General features: G+C 71.0%; 20 protein-coding genes and 1 pseudogene. 12 read left to right on the forward strand and 9 right to left on the reverse strand.

What is annotated here, in order from left to right; translation table 11 throughout:
* Positions 1 to 507: 507 nt before the first annotated feature.
* The 5 genes from WMF31_RS21605 to WMF31_RS21625 form a co-directional block, all read right to left on the reverse strand.
* Positions 508 to 1,677, reverse strand: coding sequence for a CBS domain-containing protein (locus WMF31_RS21605; RefSeq protein ID WP_436603764.1), 1,170 nt, complete (start codon positions 1,675 to 1,677; stop codon positions 508 to 510).
* Positions 1,678 to 1,857: 180 nt separating this feature from the next.
* A complete protein-coding gene (locus tag WMF31_RS21610) occupies positions 1,858 to 2,877 on the reverse strand; it encodes a DUF2804 family protein (protein WP_436603765.1) in 1,020 nt (339 codons plus the stop codon).
* Between the two features lie 194 nt (positions 2,878 to 3,071).
* Positions 3,072 to 3,641, reverse strand: a complete 570-nt coding sequence (locus WMF31_RS21615; protein WP_436603766.1) for a hypothetical protein — start codon at positions 3,639 to 3,641, stop codon at positions 3,072 to 3,074.
* A gap of 123 nt (positions 3,642 to 3,764) precedes the next feature.
* Positions 3,765 to 4,847, reverse strand: coding sequence for a fatty acid desaturase family protein (locus WMF31_RS21620; protein WP_436603767.1), 1,083 nt, complete (start codon positions 4,845 to 4,847; stop codon positions 3,765 to 3,767).
* A gap of 268 nt (positions 4,848 to 5,115) precedes the next feature.
* Complete coding sequence (locus WMF31_RS21625; RefSeq protein WP_436603768.1) at positions 5,116 to 6,462, reverse strand: erythromycin esterase family protein; 1,347 nt, start codon at positions 6,460 to 6,462, stop codon at positions 5,116 to 5,118.
* Positions 6,463 to 7,027: 565 nt separating this feature from the next.
* On the opposite strand from WMF31_RS21625, the gene WMF31_RS21630 reads away from it, so the two are divergent.
* A complete protein-coding gene (locus WMF31_RS21630) occupies positions 7,028 to 7,786 on the forward strand; it encodes a BON domain-containing protein (RefSeq protein ID WP_436603769.1) in 759 nt (252 codons plus the stop codon).
* Between the two features lie 213 nt (positions 7,787 to 7,999).
* Here the strand turns inward: WMF31_RS21630 and WMF31_RS21635 are convergent, their stop codons facing one another.
* Positions 8,000 to 8,668, reverse strand: a complete 669-nt coding sequence (locus WMF31_RS21635) for a phosphoribosyltransferase (protein WP_436603770.1) — start codon at positions 8,666 to 8,668, stop codon at positions 8,000 to 8,002.
* 156 nt (positions 8,669 to 8,824) lie between these two features.
* Here WMF31_RS21635 and WMF31_RS21640 point away from each other — a divergent pair, with 156 nt between their 5' ends.
* The 3 genes and pseudogenes from WMF31_RS21640 to WMF31_RS21650 all read left to right on the forward strand — a co-directional run bounded on the left by WMF31_RS21640 (position 8,825) and on the right by WMF31_RS21650 (position 10,613).
* Positions 8,825 to 9,364 carry a GNAT family N-acetyltransferase gene (locus tag WMF31_RS21640; protein WP_436606581.1) on the forward strand — a complete coding sequence of 180 codons (540 nt, stop codon included), beginning with the start codon at positions 8,825 to 8,827 and terminating at the stop codon, positions 9,362 to 9,364.
* A gap of 134 nt (positions 9,365 to 9,498) precedes the next feature.
* A pseudogene (locus tag WMF31_RS21645) lies at positions 9,499 to 9,783 on the forward strand (aminotransferase class III-fold pyridoxal phosphate-dependent enzyme); the annotation flags it as partial.
* A gap of 107 nt (positions 9,784 to 9,890) precedes the next feature.
* Positions 9,891 to 10,613: an aminotransferase class III-fold pyridoxal phosphate-dependent enzyme gene (locus tag WMF31_RS21650; protein WP_436606582.1), complete on the forward strand. Its 723-nt coding sequence runs from the start codon at positions 9,891 to 9,893 to the stop codon at positions 10,611 to 10,613.
* A gap of 22 nt (positions 10,614 to 10,635) precedes the next feature.
* Here the strand turns inward: WMF31_RS21650 and WMF31_RS21655 are convergent, their stop codons facing one another.
* Complete coding sequence (locus WMF31_RS21655) at positions 10,636 to 12,045, reverse strand: amidase (protein ID WP_436603771.1); 1,410 nt, start codon at positions 12,043 to 12,045, stop codon at positions 10,636 to 10,638.
* Between the two features lie 381 nt (positions 12,046 to 12,426).
* On the opposite strand from WMF31_RS21655, the gene WMF31_RS21660 reads away from it, so the two are divergent.
* Positions 12,427 to 12,672: a ComEA family DNA-binding protein gene (locus WMF31_RS21660; protein ID WP_436603772.1), complete on the forward strand. Its 246-nt coding sequence runs from the start codon at positions 12,427 to 12,429 to the stop codon at positions 12,670 to 12,672.
* A gap of 201 nt (positions 12,673 to 12,873) precedes the next feature.
* On the opposite strand, the gene gspC is transcribed toward WMF31_RS21660, so the two are convergent.
* Positions 12,874 to 13,827 carry a type II secretion system protein GspC gene (gspC, locus tag WMF31_RS21665; RefSeq protein WP_436603773.1) on the reverse strand — a complete coding sequence of 318 codons (954 nt, stop codon included), beginning with the start codon at positions 13,825 to 13,827 and terminating at the stop codon, positions 12,874 to 12,876.
* A 174-nt stretch (positions 13,828 to 14,001) separates the two neighbouring features.
* Between gspC and WMF31_RS21670 the strand changes: the two genes are divergently transcribed.
* From WMF31_RS21670 to WMF31_RS21700, 7 genes are all read left to right on the forward strand, one after another.
* Entirely contained in the window at positions 14,002 to 14,316 is a 315-nt protein-coding gene (locus WMF31_RS21670) for a hypothetical protein (protein ID WP_436603774.1), read from the forward strand.
* Positions 14,317 to 14,353: 37 nt separating this feature from the next.
* Positions 14,354 to 15,862 carry a sensor histidine kinase gene (locus WMF31_RS21675; RefSeq protein WP_436603775.1) on the forward strand — a complete coding sequence of 503 codons (1,509 nt, stop codon included), beginning with the start codon at positions 14,354 to 14,356 and terminating at the stop codon, positions 15,860 to 15,862.
* On the forward strand, positions 15,859 to 17,229 hold the full coding sequence (locus WMF31_RS21680) for a sigma-54-dependent transcriptional regulator (RefSeq protein ID WP_436603776.1): 1,371 nt from the start codon (positions 15,859 to 15,861) through the stop codon (positions 17,227 to 17,229). Before WMF31_RS21675 ends, WMF31_RS21680 begins: the two co-directional genes overlap by 4 nt.
* 259 nt (positions 17,230 to 17,488) lie before the next feature.
* Positions 17,489 to 18,034 carry a hypothetical protein gene (locus WMF31_RS21685; protein WP_436603777.1) on the forward strand — a complete coding sequence of 182 codons (546 nt, stop codon included), beginning with the start codon at positions 17,489 to 17,491 and terminating at the stop codon, positions 18,032 to 18,034.
* A gap of 210 nt (positions 18,035 to 18,244) precedes the next feature.
* Positions 18,245 to 21,070, forward strand: a complete 2,826-nt coding sequence (locus tag WMF31_RS21690; protein WP_436603778.1) for a UPF0182 family protein — start codon at positions 18,245 to 18,247, stop codon at positions 21,068 to 21,070.
* Between the two features lie 1,245 nt (positions 21,071 to 22,315).
* Positions 22,316 to 22,897 carry an HNH endonuclease gene (locus tag WMF31_RS21695; RefSeq protein WP_436606583.1) on the forward strand — a complete coding sequence of 194 codons (582 nt, stop codon included), beginning with the start codon at positions 22,316 to 22,318 and terminating at the stop codon, positions 22,895 to 22,897.
* Between the two features lie 785 nt (positions 22,898 to 23,682).
* Entirely contained in the window at positions 23,683 to 24,606 is a 924-nt protein-coding gene (locus tag WMF31_RS21700) for a hypothetical protein (protein WP_436603779.1), read from the forward strand.
* 129 nt (positions 24,607 to 24,735) lie between these two features.
* Here WMF31_RS21700 and WMF31_RS21705 read toward each other — a convergent pair whose 3' ends face one another.
* On the reverse strand, positions 24,736 to 25,836 hold the full coding sequence (locus tag WMF31_RS21705; RefSeq protein ID WP_436603780.1) for a hybrid sensor histidine kinase/response regulator: 1,101 nt from the start codon (positions 25,834 to 25,836) through the stop codon (positions 24,736 to 24,738).
* Position 25,837: the final 1 nt, after the last annotated feature.

Genomic DNA, 25,837 nt, shown 5'->3' on the forward strand with positions numbered 1-25,837 from the left:
CTCGCTCGGAGCTGCTCCAGCCGCTCGCGCCGGCTGTCACGGCCGCGGCGTGACATCGATCGTGGCGCAGCGTGACGTCGATCGTGACATGTCACGGCCGTGGCGTGACATGCGCGTGAACCGGCCGCCGAGGCGCGGCGGGAGCGTCTCCTCCACCTGCTGGACAATGGTTCCCTTGCTTTCTCGCCTCTGGGCGGCTGAGTCGGCCACGTCCGCGCGCCGGGCAGGAGCGACGCGGGAGGAGCGCCGACGGCTCCTCTGCGGCGCGAGCCCATCGCCGAACGCCTGGAACGATCTCTGCAATGGCCCTTCGTCGCGGCGGCGGTGACCCGCGCGGTGCTGCCCGTGGCTCGCGGCTCATGGCGGCGGTGCGGTCCGCGCGGACCTGTCGAAACTGCAGGTGAACACCGACGAGGATCTATGTCGACGATCATGCTTACGTGGCCTCGCCGTACCAGTTCCTTCCCCAGCAGCTCACCGCGCCGTCCTCGGGCGGCAGCGCACCCGCTACGGCCGAGCCTCTCGCTGCGAGATCGAGCTCAGGAGCTGGGACGACCTCGCCCCGCCGTCCCTGTCGGCCATGTCCGACAGGCTGATGACGCCGAGGGGGTGCTTCTGGTTGTCGACACAGACGATCCGCGACTTCTTGTGCTCGCTCATGAGGCGCTCGGCCACGCTCAGATCCTCGTCCGGCCGGCAGCAGACGACCTCCCGGGTCATCACGTCCTCTGCCCGCGTCGACGAGGCGCTGCGGTGCTCCGCGAGCACGCGGATCGCCAGGTCTCGATCGGTGAGGGTCCCGATGACGGAGCCGTCATCGTTGCAGACCGGAACGAAGCCGATGTTCCGCGCCTGCATCAGCTCGGCGACTTGCTCGACGGGCTCGCTCGCCTTGCAGCACGCCACGTCGGTCTTCATGAGCTCGGAGCAGTTCATTGTCCTTCCCTCCTTCTCGTATTCACGATCGGTTCCCGTCCGCGAGGCGCCCGCTATCCCCGGAGCGCCCGCGCCCTCCTCGCCCGCTTCCCCGCGCTGCGGGGCCGCCTTCGGCGCGAGCCCCGCAGCGTGCGGCGCCGTTTCTCCCTTGGCAGGGACCTCGCCGGGCGAGGCCGCCGCCGTGCGATCCACGCCCGTGTCGCCGCCGAGCGCGCCCGGCGCGGGCGTGTCGACGGACGCCCGCGCGGGAGGCTCTTCCATCGGCATGCCCGCCGGCTGCTGCGCGTGAGATGTGCCCACGACGCGGTGGCGCCCCCAGAGCTCCTTCAGATCGGCCGGCAGCTGGCTCTCGATGTCCGTGACCTCCTTCATCGGGATCTCGCGCTCCACGGCCGCGAAGATCGCCTGGGAGACCGCCCGCGCCTGGTCGGTATCGATCTGCAGGTGCTCCGCGAGCGTCTCCAGGAACTCTCGCCGGCTGAAGACCTCGGGCTGCTCGTCGCGGTGCGTGGCACATGGCTGCACGATCGCCTGGATCGTCGGCGGCAGGGCCGCGGCGAGGTCGCGCGCCTCTCCGCCGCTCAGCCGGCGCGACAGGGTGCACAGCGTCGCCCCGACGGCCTCGGGCGCCCTCAGGTTCGGCGGCAGCGCGCCGCTCTGCTCGACGCTCCGGAAGATCTGCTCGGATACCTCATCGATCGACCGAACGGCCGCGGTCGTCGTATTCGCTCTGGTGACCATTCGACTCCTCCTTTCGTGGGGTACTAGGAGGCACCTCCGAACAGCTAGCAAGCGCGGTGCCGTCCCGCGATGGTCACGCACGTTCGCTTCCGCTCCGCACAGCGGAGCAGCCGCGGAGGGCGAGGAGCTGCACGATGAGAGGGGACCGCGCGGAGAGGGACCGCGAGGGGAGAGTCGGGGTTACCAGCGCACCCGCTGATCCTCCACGACGCCGAGCACTCGCTCGAGCTCGATCGGCGCTCGCCCCTCGACGTGGATCGTCCCGGCGAAGCTCCCCACCGGCTGGACGTAATGAGAGGCGACGACGCCCAGATCCCGATGCTCGGTGTGCAGCGCGCCCGGCTCGAAGCGCAGGTCGACGCGCTCGTCCGCGGTGCGGACGCGCCAGGGCGAGCGTGGACGTGCGGCGTCGAACGCGAAGCGTCCCTCGCGAAGCGGGAACAGCTCGCCGTCGATCCAGAGCGCGCACTCGGCCTCGCCAACGAAGCCCTCCACGAGGTTCAGCGCGACGCGCTCGCCGCTCTTCGCGCGCCCGAGCGCGAAGGCCCATCGCCACGCGGTGCGCCGGGGGACATGGCCGTAGCTGGTGTCGATGCCGGCCAGGCCGCCGTCGAGCGCGCGGGTGGAGCCGCCGAACGACACCTCCCCGGCGACGGCCAGGAGCGCGCGCTTCTGGGTGATCTGCACGAGCCCCTCCGGCGGCCCGGCGAGCGCTGCGATCGCACCGATCGGCGGGGGCGCCGCGGCGGCATCGAGGCGGGCGCGAAGCGCGACGCCGGGCGCGCGGATCGAGACGGCGTACGCGGCCGCGTCCTCGGGGCGCTCGACCCGCAAAGACGTGCGCGCGAGGGGCTCGGTGAAGCGGCCGGCGCAGCCGGGCCCGGGGCGATCGTTGATCGCGGCAAGCAGCGGCAGGGTCAGGTGAGAGCGGTCCACGAGCAAGCGGCCCGCGCCGCCATCGTAGGCGAAAAAGAAGGCGCTCGCGACGTAGCCGAGGTGGACGATCGCGCCGGCCAGGAAGAGATCGCCCGAGGCGATCGCGGTGAAGATCCAGCGCTTCCTGTGGGCAAAGGAGAGGACCTTCCCCGCGCGGAGCGGCGCGAGCTCCACGCGAGGTAGCTCTCCGCAGTACGAACCGAACCGGGGCGCCCCGGTCGCAGGATCGAGGACCGTACGCGGCGGCGGCAAGAGGGAGCGCATCCGCGCATCCTATCAGGCGTTGATCCCGAGCGGGACAGAACGGCTCCTCCTTGGGCAGGCTGGCAGGCAGGCCGAGCCGGCGGGCCGTTCGACTCCCGCGGGGCGAGAGCGCTCAGGGGCGCGGGCTGACGCTGCCGTCCAACCTCGCGCATGACCTCGCAGGCCATGCGAGCGCCGTCGATCGGGCGGATGGGTCAGGAGCGCTGGAATTGCTTGGACCACGGGATCCGCGTGGCCACGACGCAAGACAACCAGAAAAAGCCCGCAAAGAAGTACCCGGACACGAACCGGAAGCCCTCGTACCATGTCCCAATGAGGGGCGCGTTCTGGATCATGTCTCCAAAGCTCCACATCTCCTCCTGGCGGGTGATCTCGAAGCCCTCACCCCCCTTGGTCATCACGAAGTCATACACGAGGAGCGTTCGCAGCGGATAGGTGTAGACCCGGAGCTGCCTGAGATTCATCACGCCGTCCACGAGCACGCGGCCCCCGTCGCCCCGCTCGTTCATGCTGACGTTGAGCTGGAAGATGTCGAAGTCGAAGCGGAAGGCGCAGTGGAATCCGAGGAGCCCGACCCTGAACTTGCCGGCGCCGCGCGCGCGGATCCAGGGGTCGATGAACTCGACGTCCGGCGCGAGGTACGGGTACACTCGCTCCCTCAGCTCATCGAGCGGGACGCTGGTGGTGTACATGAGCAGCGTGAGCTCTCTGAAACGCTCTCCGATCTCCGCCACGCTGAGCTTCGAGCCCGATTTCACCGGCATGCTGCGCCCTCATGCTTCATCCATGCCATGTCGCCGGCCACGGCGCCGAGCTGCGCCTCGGCGCCGGGACGCGTCGAACGGGCGGCGGGCCACCTGGACCCGATCTCCTCACCGATGCCCCTGCTACCCCGAAGAGCGCCTCTCGTCGGCGTCGAACCCGGCCATCTCGTAGTACGCGCCGCCCGCCGCGCGCGAGAGCAACGGCCGGGCCCAGGCGTCGCGAAGGTACGAGAGGCTGAATCTCCGCTCCTGATACCAGTCGGCGCGCGCGGCGCGGATCGCCTCCGCCGTTTCCAGCAGGTGATACCAGGGGATGCGGGGCGCGAGGTGGTGAGGCAAGTGGATGTTGATGTCGAACCACATCGCTTCGAGCCAGCGGGGAAACCGGACATTGAACGTCGAGACGACCTGCCCGCGGAAAGGCGTCCAGCCGTCGCGGTCGAAGACGAGGGAATCGGCGCTGGTGTGGTGCAGATAGGTGAGCATCGCCCCGTGGACGGCCGCGATGAAGGCCGGCATCCAGTAATACTTCACGAGCGCCCACGCGCCCCCCACGTGGACGAGCCACCACGAGAGCGAGCCGCAGACGATGATCGTGAACGTGGAGGAGAGGAAGAGATCGCGCCGCGCGCCGCGGGTGAGGGGGATCTGCGGCGCCAGCGTGCCCATGAACGTGCGGCGGAACACGCCCACCCAGAAGCCGGCGAGGAGGCCGAGGGGCGTCCCGAACCCGAGGCGCACGCGCATCCGATCGGCGAGCGGGCTCCGCTCGTACTCGGCGCGGGTCATCATCCGCTCGGGCCAGTCCGGGTCCTGGCCGCGCAGCTGGGTCTTGGCGTGGTGATGGTTGTGCCAGATGCGCCAGTTGTGAAACCCCGTGAACGCCAGCGCGAGGCATACGTGCCCGACGGCCTCGTTGACCCACCTCCGCTCGGAGAACGCCATGTGGCCGCAGTCATGTCCGATCACGAACAGGCCCGTGATGCTCCAGCCGACGAAGAGCCACGCCGCGGCGAGCGCGGGGAGCTGCAGGACAAGGTCCACCCCCCAGCTGGGCTCGATCCACGTCAGGAGCGCGAGCCCGATCGCGAGGCGCATGACCGCCGTTGCGAGGCCGCCCCAGGAGCGCGCGGGCTCGATCGCGAAGCACTCCTCCGGGATGAGCCCGCGGATGCCCGCGATCGAGGCCCCCTCGACGCTCGCCATTCTGTCTACTTCGCTCGGCGGGGGGCTCTTCGGTCCGCTCACCCGCCTAGTGTAGCGGCTCGCCGCCGGCTCGCACCCCGTCCTTGCGCCCATCACGCGGCATAGACCGACGATAGATCGATAATCGACCTGGACGACCGGACCCCGAAAGACACGCCCACGATCGGACAGATCCGGTGGGCCGCGATCGGTGGGGTCCGGACCAGGCTCTCCTCGCAAATCGAAACGGCGAGATCACCCGGTGGATCGAAAAGGCGAGCCCGCGCGGTCACGCGCCGGTGGGGAAGGTCGCCGGGACTTCCTCCTCCTCCTCGCGCCGCCGCACGTGCAGGGGTCGAACGGCGTGCGACTCGTCCACGAACATGAAGGCATCGTAGCGGCGTGGCAGCACGGTCGGCACGTAGTTGCCGTACCACTCGTACTCGGGGCGGTAGACGACGCCGATCGCTCGGTGGCCACGCCAGTCCAGCAATCCCTCCGGCGGCGGCCCCGGATCGAAGACGAGCAGCTTGTCGTCAGCGCCCGCGTCATGCAACACGTCCTCCCAGCTCGAAGGACGGGCGACCGCCACGCACATCTCTTCCATCGGTGCATCCCACTCCCGGCCAGCGATCACCGTGCCGCGGTGGGTACCGAAGCCGACGAGCACGACGTGCGGCTCGCCGTGGCGCTCGCGCGCGAGCTGGCCGAGGTTCACCTCCCCGGCATCCCGCATGTCAGTGAAGCGCGCGTCTCCGATGTGGGTATTGTGCTCCCAGACGATCGCCTTCGCGTGCGGCCCGTGGTGCTCGAGCAGCCGATCGAGCGTCTCCGCCATGTGCCGATCACGGACATTCCATGACGCCGCGTTGCTCAACACCATCGTCCGGTAGTACGTCTCGGCGTTCTTGACCACGAGCGCGTTCTGCTCGGCCACGAAGTGCGCATCGAGGCCGTCGGAGCGGTACTCGGGAGCCGCCTGGCGCACCTCGCCCAGCAGCTTGACGGCCTCCTCCTGGCACGACTCCGGCACGAGCAACGTCGCGCGGGCGTATTCCTGGGCATCTTCGGCGTACGGCTCGAAGCAGCGCAACGCGCGCCGCGCCGCCGGGAGGGCCTCGGGGGCGATGCGCCGGAGGTAGTCCATCACCTGATAGAGCGAATCCCAGAGGCTGTAGACGTCGAGCCCGTAGAAGCCGACCTTCTGCTCCTCGCGCCGGTCCCGGTTGTACCTCATCAGCCACTCGGCCAGGTCGGCGACCTCCTCGTTGGCCCACATCCAGGTCGGCCAGCGGGCGAAGGCGCGCAACACCTCTCGCGCAGCGCTCCCCGCGCCCGCGTAGCCCTTCACGTAGCGGTTGACGCGGTAGCAGTCCGGCCAGTCGCCCTCGACGGCGATGAACGAGAATCCTTTCTCGAGGATCAGCCGCCTGCTCAGCTCGGTCCGCCAGGTGTAGAATTCGTGCGTCCCGTGCGTCGCCTCGCCCAGGAGCACGCAGCGGGCATGGCCGATGCGCGCCATCAGCGGGTCGAGATCGGCCGCCGAGCGCAGGGGGAGGGCCAGCGAGCGGATCGAGGCCAAGAGGTCCGGCGTCGCGCTCGTGGCAGCTTCGGGAAAGCGTCGCGATCGAACCATGATGAGGCTCCCTGTCTCAAAGGTCGGTGGTCGGTCAGTAGACGCATCAGGCGCCGCCGCCTGCACGGTCGTGTCGGGCAGCATCAACGGGCTCACTCTTCATCAGCTCGCCACAGAGCACGGCACGCCCCGAGGTTGTGCCTGCGGTATCCAATCGTCTGATGTCAACGGGGCGAGGCGTCGAGGGCGCGCCGGGCTCGGCACGAAAACCCTCGCCGGCGCGCCGGCCTCGGCGCTGAGCGCGAGCGCAGGCTGGAGGGCGCTGGCGCGGCGAGCGCGGGTGGTGCCGCCCTTCGGGGACTTCCAGCAGCCTCCTGTCGGCGTCGCTCGCATCGTCGCCGACGAAGCGCGGAGGACCGGTTCGAAGGCTCGCCGGTCGAGGAACTGGACCAAGGCATCACGGCTCGTGGCGGTGACATGCCGATCGCACGGGGTGATGTCGTCCGGAGCGTAAGCGGGGTGAACGCACCGGGGCGGCTGTCTGATTTCAAGCGCGACGAGCGCGCGCACCTCACGATCTTCGGCCGGTTCCGGTGGCGCGGTCGATGTTCTACAGAGGAGGAGCATGGACGACGGCAAGATGGTGCGCGCGCTGGTCCGCGCCGCCCTCGGCAGAGCGCTGCGCTGCGATCCCGATCGCCTCCCGATCGGCCTCAAGGAAGAAGGCGGCGTGCTCACCTTGCAGGGCGAGGTCCCGGATATCGCAGCGAAGAGGCGGGCTCTCAAGGAAGCCGCGGCGGTGGCCGAGGTCCGCCGGGTGGCCGACCAGCTCCACGTCAAGCCCGCCGTGCGCATGGGCGACGGCGCGATCCGGGATCACCTGAGGGATGCGCTGATCGCGGAGTGCGCGTTCCAGGAGTGCGCCGTGCGCGTCCGCGATCGCGGCACCTTGGAGAGCGTGCGCACCCCGATCGGGACGGTCCGCGGCACGATCGATGTATCGGTCGATGACGGCGTGGTCACGCTCGACGGCTCGGTGCCGAGCCTCGTCCACAAGCGCCTCGCCGGAGCGCTCGCGTGGTGGATCCCGGGCAGCCGCGACGTGGCCAATGCGCTCGAGATCGCTCCCCCGGAGGAGGACAACGACGACCAGATCACCGAGGCGATCCGCGCCGCGCACGAGCGGGACCCGCTCGTGGACGCCGTCGCGATCGGCGTCAGGACCCAGAGCTCGGTCGCGACGCTGTACGGCACGGCGACGAGTGAGGAGCAGAAGGCAGCCGCCGAGCGCGACGCGTGGTGCACGCTCGGCGTCGACGACGTCGTGAGCCAGATCCAGGTCGTTCCTCCGACCGCACCAACACGAGAGACCCGCACTGCGTAGCCCAGAACCACGGGTGCACACGGGCGAGCTCAGCGACGGCTCGGCGGTTCAGCCCGATCACCACGCCGTCGCGCCCTCTGACGATCAGCAGCGTCGGCGCGCGTACCCTCACCAGCGTCGGGCCGGCCCCCACGATGTGAATCGGGTCCTCGACGCTCTCCATGCCGAGCAGGCACCTGGCGGCGCGCTCCCCCGCCCCCGCTCCGCGATCCGTCAAGCGGCGTGTTGCGCGTCCCCGGACGCTGGCCTCGCGGCGCGGTCCAGCAGCGCCCGAACCTCCTCGTCCGAGGTCTGCGAGAAGTCCTGATACCAGAGCCCGACGGCCATGAAAGGCTCCGGCGTGACAGCACATACGACCTCGTCCGCCTCTCCCTGAAAGGCCTCGCACGTCGACGGAGCCGCGACGGGGACCGCTACGATGACACGAGCGGGCACCAGCCGCCGCAGCGCGGCCACGGCCGCCCGCATGCTCGCGCCGGTCGCCAAGCCGTCGTCCACGAGGATGACCACCCGGCCGCGGACGTCGAGAGGAGGCCGGTCGCCGCGATACGCGCGCTCGCGGCGCCCAAGCTCCTCGCGCTCCAGCTCCTCGATGCCGGCGATCTCCCTCTCCGAGAACCCGAGCGTGTCGACGACCTCCTCGTTGAGCACGCACACCCCGCCCGAGGCGATGGCCCCCATCGCGAGCTCCTCGTGCCCGGGAACGCCGAGCTTGCGCACGATGAAGACGTCGAGCGGTACGCTCAACCGACGGGCCACCTCGAATGCCACGGGGACGCCTCCACGGGGCAGCCCCAGCACCAGGACGTCCGATCGATGCGCGTAGCCTTCGAGCCGCGTGGAAAGACGCTGGCCCGCGTCCGAACGGTCGCGAAAGAGCATGAGTCCTCCTGCCAGGCTACGAAGGTCGCCCGGCTGTCTGCCCAGAACCTAGGGGAGAGGGATCGAAAGCGTCAGCCTCCGAGGGCGGATCACGTACCGTGCTTGCGCAGCACCGCGCGGCCCTGGTACTCCGGTTGCAACCTCGGCGGCGGCAGGATGTCTCATGGCGAGCCGAGCCGGAAAGGCCGAACCCCCACCCTCCCTACCGAGCGCCTGCGGCTCGTCGCGCCGGAGGGGCGTCACTTCGAAGCGTTCGCGGCCATGCACGCGGACCTGGAAATGATGAAGTACATCGGCGATGGAAGGCCCCTTGATCGGCCTTCCGCGTGGCTGCACCTGGCGATGCTCATCGGGCACTGGGACCTCCGCGGATACGGGGTGTGGGCCGTGGAGGAGATGGGGACTGGAGAGCTCATCGGCCGCGCCGGGCTCCTGCACCCCGACGGCTGGCCGGACGCCGAGCTGAACTGGATGATCAAGCCCTCCCGGGCCGGACGAGGGCTTGCGACCGAGGCCGCTCGCGCCGTGCTGCGCTTCGCATGGACCGAGCTCGGCCTCTCACGCCTCATCAGCCTCGTCCGACCCGGGAACGCGGCGTCGATCCGCGTGGCCGAGAAGCTCGGCGGCTCGCTCGCCGAGACCATCGAGTTCATGGGCGGTCCCATGCACGTCGTTCGCTACGAGAAGAAGACGTGAGGCTCAAGGAGGTACACGTGTCACGGTGCGGTCCGTACGAACGCTCTCGATCCCTCTACCTCGCCGCGCGCCGCCTGATCCCGGGCGGGGTCCACCGCTCCGGGGCGCCGCTGCTCGATCCCGAGCGCTCCCCCATGTACTTCGAGCGCGGCCAGGGCTGCCGGGTCTGGGACGTCGACGGCCACGAGTACATCGATTTCATCATGGCTTATGGAGCCTTCCTGCTCGGGTACGCCGAGGAAGCCGTCGATCGGGCGGCGATGGATCAGGCCGCTCGGGGCAACCTCCTGTCGATGAACCACCCGCTGCACCTGCGCTTCGTCGAGGCGCTCCTGCACCGCTTCCCCGCCGCCGACATGGCGATCTTCGCCAGGACCGGCTCCGAGGCGACCACCGCGGCGCTGCGCATCGCCAGGCGCTTCACCGGACGGCGCAAGGTGGTTCGCTGCGGCTACCACGGCTGGCACGACTGGTGTGTCCCCGAGGAGGATTCGGTCCCACGGGGCTCGCGGAGCAGGTGCTCACCTTGCGTGACGTCACGCCCGAGGGCCTGTCTGCGTTGCTCACCCGGCGCGCCGGCGAGATCGCAGCCGTCATCCTCGCCCCAGAGATGGTACTACCGCTCACGCGCGATGCGGTCGCGTCGATGCTCGACGCCGCGCACCGGCACGGAGCGCTCTTTATCCTGGACGAGGTCAAGACGGGGTTTCGCACCCGGGCGGGCTCGGTCCAGCAGTATCTCGGCATCGAGCCGGACCTTTCGACGCTGAGCAAGGCGCTCGGGAACGGCTGGCCCATCTCCGCGGTGATCGGGAAACGGGAGGTGATGCAGGCGGGCGAGGGCCTGCCGCTGTCCGCCACCTATCACGGGGAGACCGCGGCGATGGCCGCTGCGCTGATGACCCTGGAGATCATCGATCGCGAGCGCGCGCAGGACCATGTCTGGCACCTGGGCGAGCGCCTCATCGACGGGCTGAACGCCCTCGCCGCGCGCCACCGGCTGCCCGCGCGGGCGTACGCCGAGCCGATTCCCCCCATGCCGTTCCTCGCGTTCACGCACCCGGACGACGCGGTGGCCGATCGGTTGCGCACGACGTTCTATGGCGAGATGTTCGGACGAGGCGTGCTCCTCCACCCTCGCCATCTCTGGTACATCACGCGCGCCCACACCACGGCGGACATCGACGCGACGCTCGACGCCGCCGACGAGGCGATGGCAATCGCGCGCGCCCACGCGTCCCTGCCGTAGCGCGCGGCCGCCCCGCGCGCGCTCAACCCCGCACGCGCGGCTCCGTTACCGCCGGCCAGGGCCGGATGCCCTCGAAGGCGCGCGCGGCCCGGAGCACGAGATCATCGCGTAGGAGCGGCCCCACGATCTGCAGCCCCACGGGCAGCCCCGAGGCCGTCACGCCGCAAGGGACGGTCGCGGCCGGCTGGAGCGTCAGATCGAAGGGATAGCTGTAAGGCGCCCAGCTCATCCAGTCGTCACCGAAACGACCATCCGCCGGGGTGTCGCGCCCGACCTCGAAAGGGACGGTGGCGACGGACGGCGTGAGCAGGAGATCGTAGCGCGCGTGGAACTGCGCCATGGTCGCGAACACGGCCGTGCGCCGGTTCACGCTCGCGAAGAAGTCGGCCGCGCTGATGTCGCGTCCCGCCGCAGCGGTCTCCACGAAGCCGGGATCCATCTCGGACCACCTCTCCTCTGGAACGGCGCGCAGCTCGGACCACGAGCCCGTGCGCCACAGGGTGCGAATGATCTCGATCGGATCCTCGAAGCCGGGATCGGCTTCCTCCACCGTGGCCCCCAGCTCCTCGAATACGCGCGCGGCCCGCGCCGAAAGCTCCTCGACGTCCCGGTCCAGCGCCTTCACATAGCCGAGCCTCGGGCTCCACGCGAGGCGGAGGCCTCTCACCCCGTCCTCGAGACCCACGCGGTAGTCCTGAGCCGGCATCTGATTGGCCCAGATGTCGCGCGGGTCGGCGCCGGCGGTGACGGTCAAGAGCAGCGCCGCGTCCCGGACGGTGCGCGCCATGGGTCCGACGTCCAGGACCAGGGCGAAGGGAGTCGGCGGCACGGACGGGATGCGCCCGTGGCTCGGTTTCAGGCCGAAGACACCACAGAAGGCGCCCGGAATGCGGATAGACCCCGCGGAGTCCATGGCCAGGTGCATCACACCGAGGTTGAGCGCCGCCGCCACGCCGGCCCCCGCCGAGGAGCCGCCGGAGGTGAGGCGCGTGTCCCACGGATTGCGGGTCTGGCCGTAGAGCGGGCTGTCGCTGACGCCCTTCCAGCCGAACTCCGGCAGGGTGGTCTTGCCCAGCGGGATCGCGCCGGCCGCGAGGAGCCGTTCGACGGAGGGCCCGCTCTCCTTCACCGGGGCAGGATCCGACGCTCTCGATCCGGATCGGTTCGGGTGACCCGCCCAAGCGATGGCATCCTTGATCGTCACCGGGAGCCCGTCGGCGAGCCCCATCGGCGTCCCTTTCATCCAGCGCTCCTCCGATGCCCTCGCCGCCGCGAGCGCGCCTTCGGCGTCGACCAGCGCAAAGGCGTTGACGGACGGATCGAGCTGTCCGATCCGACCCGACACCCACTCGACCACCTCGCGAGGCGAGAGGGAGCGATTGCGGTAGGCGGCGAGCAGGCTCACCCCATCGAAGGAGAGGACGTCGCGCATCGGGGCCACCAGCTCAGCAGCGGGTACACGGCGAAAGCCGCATGGCTGAAGAGCGATGCGGCGACAGCTCCAACCATGGTGTCACCCGGGCCGGTCGCAATCCCCGGGACGAGCGCGGCGCATGGCGGCGGCCGGTTCGGGGCATGGGCCCCGGTGGGCCCGCCGGATCCACGGCGCTCACCGTCGTGCCGGACCGCCGTCGTGCCGGACCGCGCCCGCGCGCACGCGAGGCGACCGCGCGCACGCAGGCGCGGCGCCCCACACGAGGCCCACCGCCGTCCTGCCGGGCCGGCGGGCTACCGGTGGTGGCCCGCGGGCTCATCGACCCCTTGCGCTGCCGATGCGCTCTCCCAAGAGGGGCCCCCGGAAGGAGGTAGCATCATGCCGGAGAAGGGAGCCCGAGAGCACGTCACCCATCAGGTTGACCTGAATACCGCGTCCGAGGCCGAGCTGGCCGAGGTCAGCGACATCGGAGCGCAGCGCGCGCGAAAGATCGTCGAGTATCGCGAGCAGCGCGGCGGGTTCGACAGCGTCGACGACCTCATGAACGTCGAGGGATTCGGCCCAACGCTGACGGACGATCTGCGGAGCGCGCTGACCGTGTCGGGCGGGCGCAAGGTCGCCTAGCCCTGCAGGGCCGACGGAGGGGCGCAGGAGAAAAGGAGCATCCCACGGGATCTCGATCCCTCGCCGCGATGCTCTGCGCGGGCCTCGGCCTCGGCGCCTGCTCGTACACCTCGCCGGTGGTCGCGCCGCCCGCGGACCTCTGTCCGCCGCCCGAGGCCCAGCTGGAGCCGGGGCCGGCGGAGGACGTGGGCGAGGGCGCGCTCACTGGATCCGGAGATCGATCGTCATGTCCCGCCCGCCCCGCCGGATGGCGACCGCGAGGTTGTTCGCGGAGCGCAGGCGCGCGTAGGCCTGGAGCGCGCTCTGCGGGTCGGTCAGATCGAAGCCGTTGATGGATCGGATCGTGTCGCCCCGCTTCAGGCCGATCGCCGTCAGCAGCGAGCCCGACGCGACCCGCGCGAGGCGGACGCCGATCACCCGATCTCCCTCCCTCACGGGCACGATCCGCGCAGAGCGCATGAGCTCGCCCTGCTTCTCCAGGACCATGTCGACCGCGGTCCGGTCGACGATGAACTCGCGATCGCTCACCTTCCGGATCTTCGACGCGATCTCCGGCGGGAGCGCGCCGCGCTTGGGCTTGGGCGGCCGCGCCGCGCGGCGGGGCGCCGCCGGCCTCGACGCGCGAGGCGCCGGGCGGTTGTCGCCGATGCGGAGCTGACACCGGGCCCCGGGCTCCATGAGCCACACCCGGTCCCAGCCGATCGCGAGCACCGAGCGGCTCGCGACCGGATCGCCCACCCGGCGGAGCAGCGGCTCTCCCCGCCCCTCCGCGATCGTCGCGAACGACCAGGAGGGATCCTCCGACGCGGCGATGAGCACGACGCGCGCGCCCTCGCAGATCGGATCCAGGAGCGGATCTCCGAAGCGCGCGGCGTCCTCCGGCTCGTCCGCGCTCTCCACGGGCTTCGGCGTGAGCGGCCCGGTCACGGAGTCGAACGGGTTCCGCGCGAGGATGGCCGCCGCGCTCGTCGCGTGCGGGTCGGGGGCCCGGACGGGCGGCGGCGGCAGCGGCCGCCGCCTGGGCGGCGGCTGATCCGCGAGCAGCTCGGCCTCGACGAGGTGCGATATCCCCGACGCCTGCTGGTACGCGGCCGTCAGGATCATCCCCCCGAGGAGCGCCGGGAAAATTCGCTTGATGAGGAGTTCCGGGATCACCTTCGTTCTCCAGCGGGCACGCCGACCTGAGCGCGCTCGCGCCCCGGGCCGTCAGCGGCCGTGGATCGAGCGCCGGTGCCCGTCGGGCCCACGCGTGAGCGGCCTGTCTGGGCTGGAGCAGCATCCGTGCCCAGCGGTGGCTTGAGAGTTGCTGCCTGTCCGCGCATGAAAAGGATGGAGCCTGTCCCGCCACCCCTTTCCTTCACCTCCCTCGCGACCCTCGCGGCCCTGGTCCTGACCGGCGCATCGCCCGCGGGCTGCGCTCCGGAGCCGCGCAGCGTGCCGTGCAGCAACGACGGCGAGTGCCGACGCGTCGACGACGATCTCCGCTACTGCCTCAGCTCCCGCTGCGTCGCGTGCCTCTCGAGCGCGATGTGCGGCGACGGCAGCCAGTGCGTCGACGGACGATGCGTGAGCGGCGGCTGCCAGGACACGCGCGACTGCGGCTCCGGCCAGATCTGTCGCGAGGGCACCTGCGAGGCCGGATGAAGTGCGGCATGGTGTCGCACCTGGGACAATGGATCGCATGAACGCGCGACGCCCGACCGGACACGGCACGATGGGGCTGACGCTCCAGCTCTGGCTGATGCTCCTCGTGCCGATCGTCCTGGCCGTGACGCTCTACGGGGCGGCGATCCACACGACGCGGCACCAGTTCCTCCGCCGGCAGGCGTCGGCCGAGCTGCGCCATCACGCGAGCCTGGTCGAGGCGGCGATCGGCGGGGCGGTCGAGCGGGGCCAGGTGGAGCTGCTCAAGATGCGCATCGAGCGGCTCGCCCAGGCCGATCGCATCCTCGGCATCGCGGCGTTCGACGAGCACGGCGGCCCGATCCTCGTGACGGATCCGATCGTGGGCGCGTCGGCCGAGCTCGCGGCGCTCGCGCGGCGGGCGCTCTCGACGGGCACGGAGATCGAGGAGGAGCGGACGCTCGGCGGGGCGCCGGCGCTCGTGCGCACGGTGACGTTCTCGCAGCGCGGGCTGTCGGTCGTCGCGGTCGTCGTCCGGGAGCTGCGGTACCTGGACGCCTTCGCGAGCAGCTCGAACCGCGGGCTGGCGCTCGCCGGGGCGGCGCTGCTCGCCGTCACCGCCCTGATCGCCGCGTTCGCGAGCCGGGCGACGGTCGGCCGCCCGGCGGGCGCGATCGTCGCGGGCGTCGAGCGCGTGGCGCGCGGCGATCTCGGCGTGAAGGTGCCGGAGGCGGGCGCGGAGGAGCTCCGGCGGCTCGCGCGCGCGTTCAACGCGATGACGGCCTCGCTCGCCGAGGCGCGCGCACACCTGGAGCAGGAGCAGGCGGCCCGGGCGGCGGTCGAGCGCAAGCTGCAGCAGGCGCACGCGCTGTCGGCCGTCGGGCAGGTGGTCGCCTCGATCGGGCACGAGATCGGCTCCCCGCTCGGCGTCATCCTGGCGCGCGCCCGCCGCCTCGCGGACCAGCCCGGGTGGCCCGAGCCGGTCCGCGGCGAGCTGGAGACGATCGCCACGCAGTCCGAGCGCATCTCCCGCGTGGTGGCGCGGCTGCTCTCGGTCGCCCGCCCGCCGAGGATCCTCGGCCGCGGGAGCGACGTCGCGCAGGTCGCGCGCGAGGTGCTCTCGTTCCTCGGGCCGGAGTGCCGGCAGCGCGGGATCACGACGAGGATCGAGCACGACGAGGCGCCGGTGCACGTGGTGCTCGACGCGGACCACCTGTTCCAGGTGATGTTCAACCTCTGCCTGAACGCCGCGCAGGCGCAGCCGCGCGGGGGAGAGATCACGGTGCGGATCGAGCAGCGCGACGCCCGCAGGGCGGCGTTCGAGGTCGAGGACCGGGGGCCCGGCGTCCCCCCCGACCTCGCCGAGCACATCTTCGACGCGTTCTTCACGTCGCGCGGCGATCGCGGCGGCACCGGGCTCGGCCTGGCGATCGTCGAGGGGATCGTCCGCGAGGCGGGCGGCGCGGTGGAGCTCGTCCGCACGGGCCGGGGCGGCGCCTGCTTCCGGGTCACGCTGCCGCGCGCCGCGGCCGCGCCGCTGACCGGGCGCGCGGAGGTCCGGGCGTGAGCGCGCGCGCGAAGGTGCTCGTGGTCGACGACGAGCTCGAGATGGCGAAGCTCGTGGCGGACATCGCGCGCGACCTGGGCCACGAGGCGGTGACGCTGACCGCACCGCTGCTCGCGCTGCCGCTCCTCGAGGAGGGGGAGTTCGACCTGGTCGTGACGGACGTGCGCATGCCGGAGATGGACGGGATCGAGCTCATCGAGCGGATCGCGCGCTTCGACCCGCGGACGGCGATCATCGCGATGACGGCGTTCGGCTCGATCGACACGGCGGTCCGCGCCATGCGCGCGGGGGCGTTCGACTACCTCCCGAAGCCGTTCCAGCCCGCGGACATGGCGCTCCGGATGGAGCGCGCGCTCGGGCAGCGCGCGATGACGGTCGAGCTGACGGCGCTCCGCTCGGAGGTGGCGCAGCGGTTCTCGATCGCGGGGATGGTGGGGCGCAGCCGGGCGATCGAGGAGGTGATCGCGCTCGTGAAGCGCGTGGCCTCGAGCCCTGCGACGGTGCTCGTGAGCGGCCCGAGCGGGAGCGGCAAGGAGATCGTGGCGCGCGCGCTGCACGGCGAGAGCCGGCGCCGGGCGCGGAAGTTCGTCGCGGTGAACTGCGCGGCGCTGCCGGAGTCGCTCATCGAGGCGGAGCTCTTCGGGGTGCGCAAGGGCGCGTACACGGACGCGCGCAGCGACCGGCCCGGGATGTTCCAGGAGGCCGACGGGGGCACGCTGTTCCTCGACGAGGTGAGCGAGCTGGCGCTGCCGCTCCAGGCGAAGCTGTTGCGCGCGCTGCAGGAGCGGGAGGTCCGCCCGGTGGGCGCGGTGGCGGCGGAGCGGGTGGACGTGCGGGTCATCGCGGCGACGAACCGCGATCTGCGCGCGGCGGTGGCGGAGCGCGTGTTCCGCGAGGACCTCTTCTACCGGCTCGCGGTGATCGAGATCGCGATCCCGCCGCTGAAGCACCGGCCGGACGACATCGTGCCGCTGGCGGAGCATTTCCTGGCGCGGGCGGCCGCGCATGCGGGCAAGCCGATCGCGGGGTTCTCGGGGGCGGCGATCAAGCGGCTGCTCGCGTACGACTGGCCGGGCAACGTCCGCGAGCTGGAGAACGCGATCGAGCGGGCGGCGGCGCTCTGCGACGGGGAGCGGATCTCGCCGGACGATCTCCCCGAGGGGGTGCGCGCCCGGCGGGGGGCGCCGGATTTCCTGGAGATCGCGGCGGAGCGGATGATAAGCTTGGAGGAGCTCCAGCGCGAGTACGCGCAGATCGTGCTGCGGAGGATGGGGGGGAAGAAGCAGCGGGCGGCGGCGCTCCTGGGGGTGGATCGGCGGACGCTGCAGCGGTGGTTCGGCGGGGGGAACGAGGGCGAGGACGGGTAACCCGCGGCGGCGATCGCGCTCCGCGGGCGACAGCGACCACGTTCACGTCGACGCCTGCGCTCCCGCTCACGCCCGCGCGGACACCTGACAGGCGTCCTCCGCTCCTCCTGGCCCCGGGCCCCACGGACGCCGCCGGTCATTGACCAGGCCGCACGCTGGCGCCATGGACGCCCCGGGGGAAAGCCGCTCTTCCTCGCGCGACGGGGTGATCCAGGGCGAGCTTGAACGAACCGATCAGGAGTTGAAAGGAGGGTTGGCCATGCCTGGAGACGACCCGTCCGCCACGGACGCGGCGGACAACGTGAGGAATCGAGCCGCAGAGGGCGGCGCGGCGACCGAGCAGCCCTCGCCAGATCAGGGCGGCGGCGCAGAGGCCGAGACAGAAGCAGAGGCGGAAGCCGAGGTGGCGGGGAACGCCGCCTCGGCCTCGAACTCGGCCGCATCCAGGAATCCGGCCGTGGCCACGTCTGCCGCTGCGGCGACCGACGCCGCCGCGGATGCCGCTACCGACGCGGACGCCGACGCCGACGCCGACGCTGGAGATTCAGCCAGTCGGTCCTCGGCCTCCCAGAGGAACTCGTCGGGGCACAACCGCGGTGACGCCAGGAATGTGAACGTCGTCATCGTCCCCGACGCCGGCGCGACGGTCGCCTGCCTCCTCGTGGCGTTGTCGCAAGGCGGTGGCCTGGGCCCCGCCGCCCCAACGTCGGTAGCGCAGCTCCTCGAGTCGTTGATCGCGCAGCAAAGGGAGACGCATCAACGGCTCGTCGAGGCTCTCCAGACGCTCGCGCTCAAGAGCGGTTGAGGCGGACGCGACAGAGCGGTTGAGGCGGACGCGACAGAGCGGTTGAGGCGGACGCGACCGGCATTCCGCAGGTGGCTCGGCCGCGACCTGGCTCGCCCGCCCGTGCGCCGCCGACACATCTCCGCAGCGCTGGATCGGGCCTGCTCCTTGCGCCCCGGGGGCACCACACCCCATCGCGCCCCGCGGGGCCCGTGGCCGGAGAGGCATCGAATGTACGTTCTCTTCATCCTCGTGTTGATCGCCGCCGGAGCAGCCCTGCTCGCACGGGGATTGATGGCGCGGCGGCGCTCGCTCGTCGCGGCGGGAGCGTTGTTCCTCGCCGGCACGGTCGCGCTCCTCGGGTTCCTGAGCTTCTGGGGCGAGTACCTCTGGTTCGCCGAGCTCGGCTACACCGCGCGCTTCTGGAAGGAGGTGCTGGCCCGCCTGCTCTCGGCGCTCGCGGCCGCGGCGCTCGGCGGGCTCGTCGTCTTTTTGCTCACCCTCCCCGCGCGATCACGCGGGGCGCGGCGCCTCCCGCCCGTGCTCGGGGCCGCGCTGGGCGCCGTCTGGGGGTTCGCCGGCTGGGAGCTGATCCTGCGCTTCCTCGAGCGCGTGCCCACGGACGCGCGCGACCCCATCCTCGGCCGCAGCACCTCGTTTTACCTGTTCTCGCTGCCGTTCCACGACGCGCTCTACTTCCTGCTCTGGTGCCTCGCGCTGATCGCGCTCGGCGGCGCGGTCCGCGACGCCGAGTACACGACCGCGCGGCAGGCCGCCGGCGAGCCCGTGCCGGCCGGCGCCGCGCGGTTCCGCGCGCTCTTCCTCTCCCTCGGCGCGCTCGCGCTCGTCGTCGCCTGGGGGCGCTGGCTCGCGGCCTACCACCTCCTGTACTCGCCCTGGGGCGTCGTCGTGGGCCCGGGCTGGACCGACGTCCACGTGCGCCTGCCCGCGACCCGGATCGTCGCCGCCGTCGCCGCGCTGGTGGGCCTCGCGCTCTTCCTGCCGCCGGTGCAGCGCGCCCTCGTCCGCCGGACCGGCGCCGAGCAGCGGTCGCACCGGCGCGCCGTCCTGGGGCTCGCCGCGCTGCCGGCGCTCCTCGTCGCCGGGCCGTGGATCCTCGGCCTGCTCGTGCTCCCGGCGCTCGTCCAGTGGCTCAAGGTGGTCCCCAACGAGCTCGCGCTCGAGCGCCCCTACCTCGCGCACAGCATCGCGTTCACCCGCGCCGGCTTCCGCCTCCACGACGTGGAGGCCACCGAGTTCCCCGTCTCCGACCGGCTCACCGCCGAGACGCTGGCGAACAACCAGGATCTGGTCGCCGAGGTGCGCCTCTGGGATCCGCGCGCGCTCGACGCCGTGCTGCACCAGTTCCAGGCGATCCGCCTGTATTACGACATGCCCGGCGTCGACATCGACCGCTACACCGCCGGCGGCCGCTACCGGCAGGTCATGCTCGCCCCGCGCGAGCTCAGCGCGGAGAACCTGCCGAGCGAGCACCAGACGTTCGTCAACCGGCATTTCAAGTACACGCACGGCTACGGCGTCGCCATGGCCTCGGCGCACGACTTCACGAACGACGGGCAGCCGAACCTCCTCATCAAGGACATCCCGCCCGTCTCCGCCTTCCCCGAGCTCGAGATCGAGCGGCCGGAGATCTATTATGGAGAGACCACCCACGGCTACGTCGTGGTCAACTCCAGAGAGCCCGAGTTCGACCACCCGAGCGGCGCGGAGAACGTCTACACGCGTTACGCGGGCACCGGCGGGATCCAGATCGACGGCTTCTTCCGCAAGCTCCTCTTCGGGTGGAAGCTCGGGGGCACGAAGCTCCTCGTCTCCGGCATCCCCACGGACGAGAGCCGCATCATGTTCCGCCGCGAGATCCGCGAGCGCGTGGGGGCCGTCGCCCCGTTCCTCGCGCTCGATCGCGATCCGTACGTCGTCGTCGCCGGCGGTCGGCTGTACTGGATCCTCGACGCGTACACCACGTCCAGCTACTACCCTTACAGCGAGAGCTTCTTCAGCGCCGAGGACACCGGGGTCGACATGGCGGACGAGCCCGGAGGGCGGGCGGGGCTCACGTACCACCTCCGCCGCGCGAACTACGTGCGCAACGCGGTCAAGGCGGTGGTCGACGCCTTCGACGGCTCGGTGCGACTCTACGTCTTCGAGCCGGAGGATCCGATCGTCCAGGTCTACAGCCGGATCTTCCCCGGCCTCCTCTTGCCCAGGGAGGAGATGCCGGCCGAGCTCCGCGCGCACGTGCGGTATCCGGAGGACTTCCTCCTCGCGCAGGGGCTCGTCTACGCGAAGTACCACATGACGGATCCCGAGGTGTTCTACAACCAGGAGGACCTCTGGGTCCGCGCGACCGAGAAGTACTACGAGCAGGTCCAGCCGCTGGAGCCCTATCACGTGATGTGGAGGCCGCCGGGCGAGGGGCGGCCCGAGTTCACCCTGATCCTGCCGTTCACGCCCAAGAACCGGCAGGTGCTCATCGGCTGGCTCGCGGGCCTGTCCGACGGCGAAAACTACGGGCGCCTGCTCGCGTACCGGTTCCCCAAGGACACGCGGGTGCTCGGCACGCAGCAGATGGACACCAAGATCGATCAGGATCCGGTGCTGTCGGCGCAGCTCTCCCTGTGGAGCCAGCGCGGGCAGAGGGTCATCCGGGGCAACGCGCTGGTGATCCCCATCGAGGACACGCTCCTTTACGTCGAGCCCATCTTCCTCCAGGCGGACACGGCGGCGTACCCGGAGCTCCGCGTGGTGGTGGTGATGCACGGCGACCGGATGAGCTACGCGAGCTCGCTCGACGCGGCGCTGCGCGGGCTCGTCGAGGGCGGGCCGCCCCCGGCGCCGGCCACGGCGGGCCTGCCGGGCGTGCCCGAGGCGGAGGACGCGGTGAGCGGCCTGGCGGAGCGGGCGAACGAGTCGTTCGGGAGCTACCTGCGCCTCCTCGGCGAGCGGCGCTTCCAGGAGGCCGCCGTGGAGCTCGAGCTGTTGAGCCGGACGCTCGAGGAGCTCGCGGGGCCGGTCGCCCTCCCCGGCGAGAGATAGCGGGCCAACTCGCCAGCACGAGCGCGAGCTGTTGAGCCTGGACGAGCTTCATCTCCCCCGCGGTGAGAGGCCGCGTGCCCCCGCCCCTCCCTGGCGCTCCTCGACGGGAGGATGCCGCCGAGGGTGGTGGCCTCGTTTGGGCGCGGGGTGAGCGTGGGCGCGGGGTGAGCGCGAGTTGCGGCGGCCGGGCCGATGGACCTGGCGTAGGATTCATCCAAACAGGAGCGGACAATGCCAGCGGCCGGACACAGTGATTTCGCGACCCCCGAGCAGGTGGAAAGGCACATTGCTCGAATTCTGCCCGACGAGGCGAGACGGACCGCATGCCTGTCCATCTTCGCAGACTCGGCGGAGCGCTTGCATCAGCAAGGCCCTGCACACTGGGGAGCCTACTGCGAGGACGCTCACCTGCGATTGCGTGGAGGCGGGCTGATCGTCCTTACCATCGGAGGCGGTCGAATCTGGCTTGCTTTGGATCAGGCCGCCATCGACTCGTCGGAGTCGGCAGCGAGCCTACTTCATGCCCCTGGCGTGAGCCCGGATCTGGGCGAGTGGGCACATTACAAGCGCCCGCCCACGACGAATGTTTTCTATACTCCAACCGCCGAATCCGCGTCCGTGTGGCCGCGCATCAGACCCCTGCATTTCGCTCTACTCGATCGGGTGGCGCGGCACGCACTCCGGCCGGAGAGCCGGAACAAACACCAGCCAGCCGTCGGCATCTGCCTTGGGACGCTTCTCCATCGCTCCTTGCCGGAGCCAGCCTACCCTTCGAGGCCGCCCCGCATGGAGAACGCGACACGAGACGAGGCACGCCCGAGGCCATCGCCTCCTCCGCAGGCGCAAGGAGACGGATCCTCGCGGCATTGGTGGTTTGGAGTCAACAACGGGTCGGCCGGACACGTCGCGCTGAAGGACGTGCAGCATATCCTCGACGATGGCAGCAGCACCTTTTCGTGGCCTATCGGGAACAGCAGGCCGAAGACGCTGTATGGCGAGATGCGACCGGGGGACCACGTGCTTCTCTGGACTGGTCACAACATGAGCCCGCGCTCCGAACCCAGGTGGGGTCTTCTCGGTACGGCGATGGTCCAGTCCGTTCATCCAGACCACGTCGTCCTTGGAGGAGGCGAGCGGTTCGCCGCTCCGATCACCCCCTACCCAAGAGGAAACCCGCAAGCCAGCGCCGAGGTCTGCTTCTTGCGAGAGACGTTCGGGATCGACTTCAAGCCGCTCGGAGATGTCATGTGTGCGGTATTTGGGACAAAGCGACAATCCCCGGTGACCGTCTCCCGCGTACCTGAGGCAAGCTTCGAGGCCGTCCTGGCCTTTGCGCGAGATGCGGCAAGCTCGGCCGGCAGCCCTGGACCGGGTGGCCGCGAGCAGTCCACCGTCCTACGGGAATCTGTGATTCCGGCGGAGCTTGAGGAACCGACGACCGATCCCAATGAGCTCGATCTGCGAGCAGGGCGTCTCCGGAACCTGTGCTCCCTCGAGCGCCCGAAGGGAGAACAGGTCCCTGCGAGGTCCACGCTAGGAGCCCGCACGCTTTACGTGCGAAGCCCGATCGTGAAGGCGTGGGTATTGAAGGAGGCCCGCGGGCGATGCGAGCTGTGCCAGCAAGAGGCTCCATTCGTCGGGGATGACGGCGAGCCATATCTTGAGCTTCATCACGTACTCCCGCTCGCCGATGGCGGCGCCGACACAGTGGAAAACGCGGTAGCTCTTTGCCCGAACTGCCACCGTCGGCTTCATCATGCCGAGGATCGTTCGGAGCGCCGGGAACACCTCTACCGGCAGGTGTCTCGGCTCATTCGTGTTCCCTGATGCGGCCCAACGAACCTCGCTGCTCGCCCTGCCAGCCCCAGCCCCGGTTGGCTGGTTCGCCCCGGTTCAGACGGCGGCCGGCGCGTCGGCGCACGGCTCGCCGTAGCGCCATGTCGTGTGCCATGCTCCAGGCATGCTTGGGAAGACGCGCTGGCGACTGCGCCACGCCTGCCAGGCGACGCGCGGACCGCTCTGGCAGCCGCGCTGCTCCAGCGCCTGGACCAAGCGGAAGCAGGCGTCGATGGCGATGTCGAGGGCATCCAGCCCGAGGCGATCGGCGCCGGCGCCTTCCGGGCGCTCATCACCCGGGGAAGGTCGCCGCCGAGCACAAGCGCGTCCGGAAGGGCAGCGAAGCGCTCGGCCACATCGAGCGGGAGCGCACCACGCGCGGCGACCGGGGCCGCGAGCCGAGACGCGATTTCACGGTGCCGTGGCTGCGAGAGCAGGTCCGCGAGCAGCGACAGGAGCGGGGCAGCGGCACGGGCGAGGACAGCGCTGCCCGCGCTCGCGAAGCGTCTGCGCCCACGGCCAGACCCCCGGCCACCGGAGCCGGTCTCCCCGGGCTTGGGGCACCCCCGCTTGGATGCCCTGACCCCCACGACGCGCGGGGGCAGGGCCGAGTCGACCTCGGCATGGCGCACGAGCCGGAGGAGAACGATGGGGTCGTTCGGCCCGGCGGCACGGCACCGCGCTGCCGCCATGGCGCCGCCACCCCCTGAGCAGCCTCTCTCCTCGCGTTCTCCCGTCGTTTCGCATCGGCATGAGGCATGCGCGAGGCCGACATCATGCCGACGCTCGAGCACAACGCCCTCGTCGAGATGTTCCGTGAGCGCCCGGAGCTCGCGCCCCATGTCCTCGCGACGCTCTTCCACGTCGAGGTGCCGCCGCACGCCTCGGTCGCGGTGGCCGAGTCGTCGCTCGACCAGCTCGTCCCGGCGGAGCTCCGCGCGGACCTCGTGCTCGAGCTGCGCGACGCGAAGGGCGCGCTCGTGCTGGCGATCGTCCTCGAGGTCCAGCGCAACGTGGACCCGGACAAGAAGTTCTCGTGGCCGACGTACGTCACGGGCGTGCGCGCCAGGAGGCGCTGCGGCGCGGTCGTCCTCGTGGTCGCGCCGGACGCCGGCGTGGCCGCCTGGGCGGCGGAGAGCATCGACCTCGGCCTGGGCCTCGGCACCATCAAGCCGCTGGTGCTCGGTCCGGCCGTCGTCCCCGAGCTCACCGACCTGGCCGACGCGGAAGCGGAAATGGAGGCCGAGCTCGCCGTGCTGTCGGCGGTGGCGCACGGCAACGGGCCGAACGGGCTCACCGTGCTCCAGGCGGCGCTCGCGGCCCTGGGCCGGCTCGACCAGGAACACGCGATGGTCTATTTTCAGCTCATCTGGGACGGGTTGCGTAAACCCATGCAGCAGGCGCTGGAGGCGTTGGTCATGGAACGGCAGATCGAAGGCGAGGCGAAGCTTCCCCCGTTCGTACAGAAGCTCATCGACCGCGGCAAGCTCGAGGGCATGCGCGAGGGAAAGCTCGAGGGCATGCGCGCGGGCGAGCTCAAGGGCAAGAAGGAAACCCTCCTGCGGCTGCTCGCGCGCGCAGGGATCGTGCTCGCCGAGGACGAGCGCGCGCGCATCCAGGCATGCTCGGACGTCGCGACCCTCGACCGCTGGATCGAGAACGTCCTCGGGGCGAAGACTGCTCCTGAAGTGCTCTCCTGACGGGTGGCGGACGCGGCCCAACAAGGCATCACACGGGCGTCACCGAAGCTCGTCCCGGGGTCGTCGCGGAGGGGCCGGAGCAACGATCCCGGGATGAACTTCGCTGACAACGTACTAGCTGACAACGTACTAGGCGCCGGCCGCGGGCGCCCTCCGGGGCAGCGTCACCTCGAACGACGTCCCCTCCGCCGGCGACGACGCCGCCACGACCTTGCCCCCGTGCGCCTCCACGAGCCGCTGCACGATGTAGAGCCCGAGGCCGAGCCCGTCGGTGGCGGCGCGGCCGCCCGCCGTCGTCCGGAACGGCTCGAAGATGCTCGGCAGGATCTCCGGCGGGATCGCGCCCTGGTTGCGCACCCGGAGCCGGACCTCCTCGCGGCGGCTGCCGTCGACCCGCACCTCGATGGGGGTGCCGGAGGCGCCGTGTCGCAGCGCATTGCCGATCAGGTTCGACAGGACCTGCGCCAGGCGATCGGGATCCCAGTGCCCGCCCGGATCGCCCTCGCCTCGCAGGTGGAACCTCCCCGCGGCGCCGGGCTCCTGCTCGTCGAGGACCGCCGCGCACAGCGACATCAGATCCACCGGCCGCGGCTCGATCGGGAGCTCCTGGCCGAGGCGCGTCCGCGAGTAGCAGAGCAGGTGCTCGATGAGGCGCGCCATGCGCGCGCTGCAGCGCAGGATCCGCTCGGCCGCCCGCTGCGCCGCGGGCTCCGGAGGGCCGCGCAGGATCATCGACGCGGCCGTGGTGATCGCCGACAGAGGGCTCCGGAGATCGTGCCCGAGCACGGCCGCGAGCGTCTCGTTGAGCTGGAGCGCCTGCTGGAGCAGCCCGACCTGCTCGTCGAGCCGCTGCTTGTGCCGGTGCAGATCGACGAAGACGTCCACCTTGCTCCGGAGCACGTGCGGCTCGATCGGCTTGTGGAGGAAGTCGACCGCGCCGGCCTCGTACCCGCGAAAGAGCCGGGTCCGATCGTGGGGCGCCGCCGTGACGAAGATGATCGGCACCGCGCTCGTGCGCGGCGCGCCGCGCATGAGCTCGGCCAGCTCGAACCCGCACATGCCCGGCATCTGGACGTCGATGAGCGCCAGCGCGACCTCGTGCACGAGCAGGAGCTCGAGCGCGTCCGTGCCGGACCTCGCCGTCAGGATCTGAAGCCCGGGGCGCCTGAGCAGCGCCTCCAGCGCGACGAGGTTCTCGGCCACATCATCGACCGCGATCACCTTGATCACC

The sequence above is a fragment of the Sorangium sp. So ce1036 genome, assembly GCF_051369805.1.
In the GTDB taxonomy this organism is placed as follows: Bacteria; Myxococcota_A; Polyangia; order Polyangiales; family Polyangiaceae; genus Sorangium; species Sorangium cellulosum_F.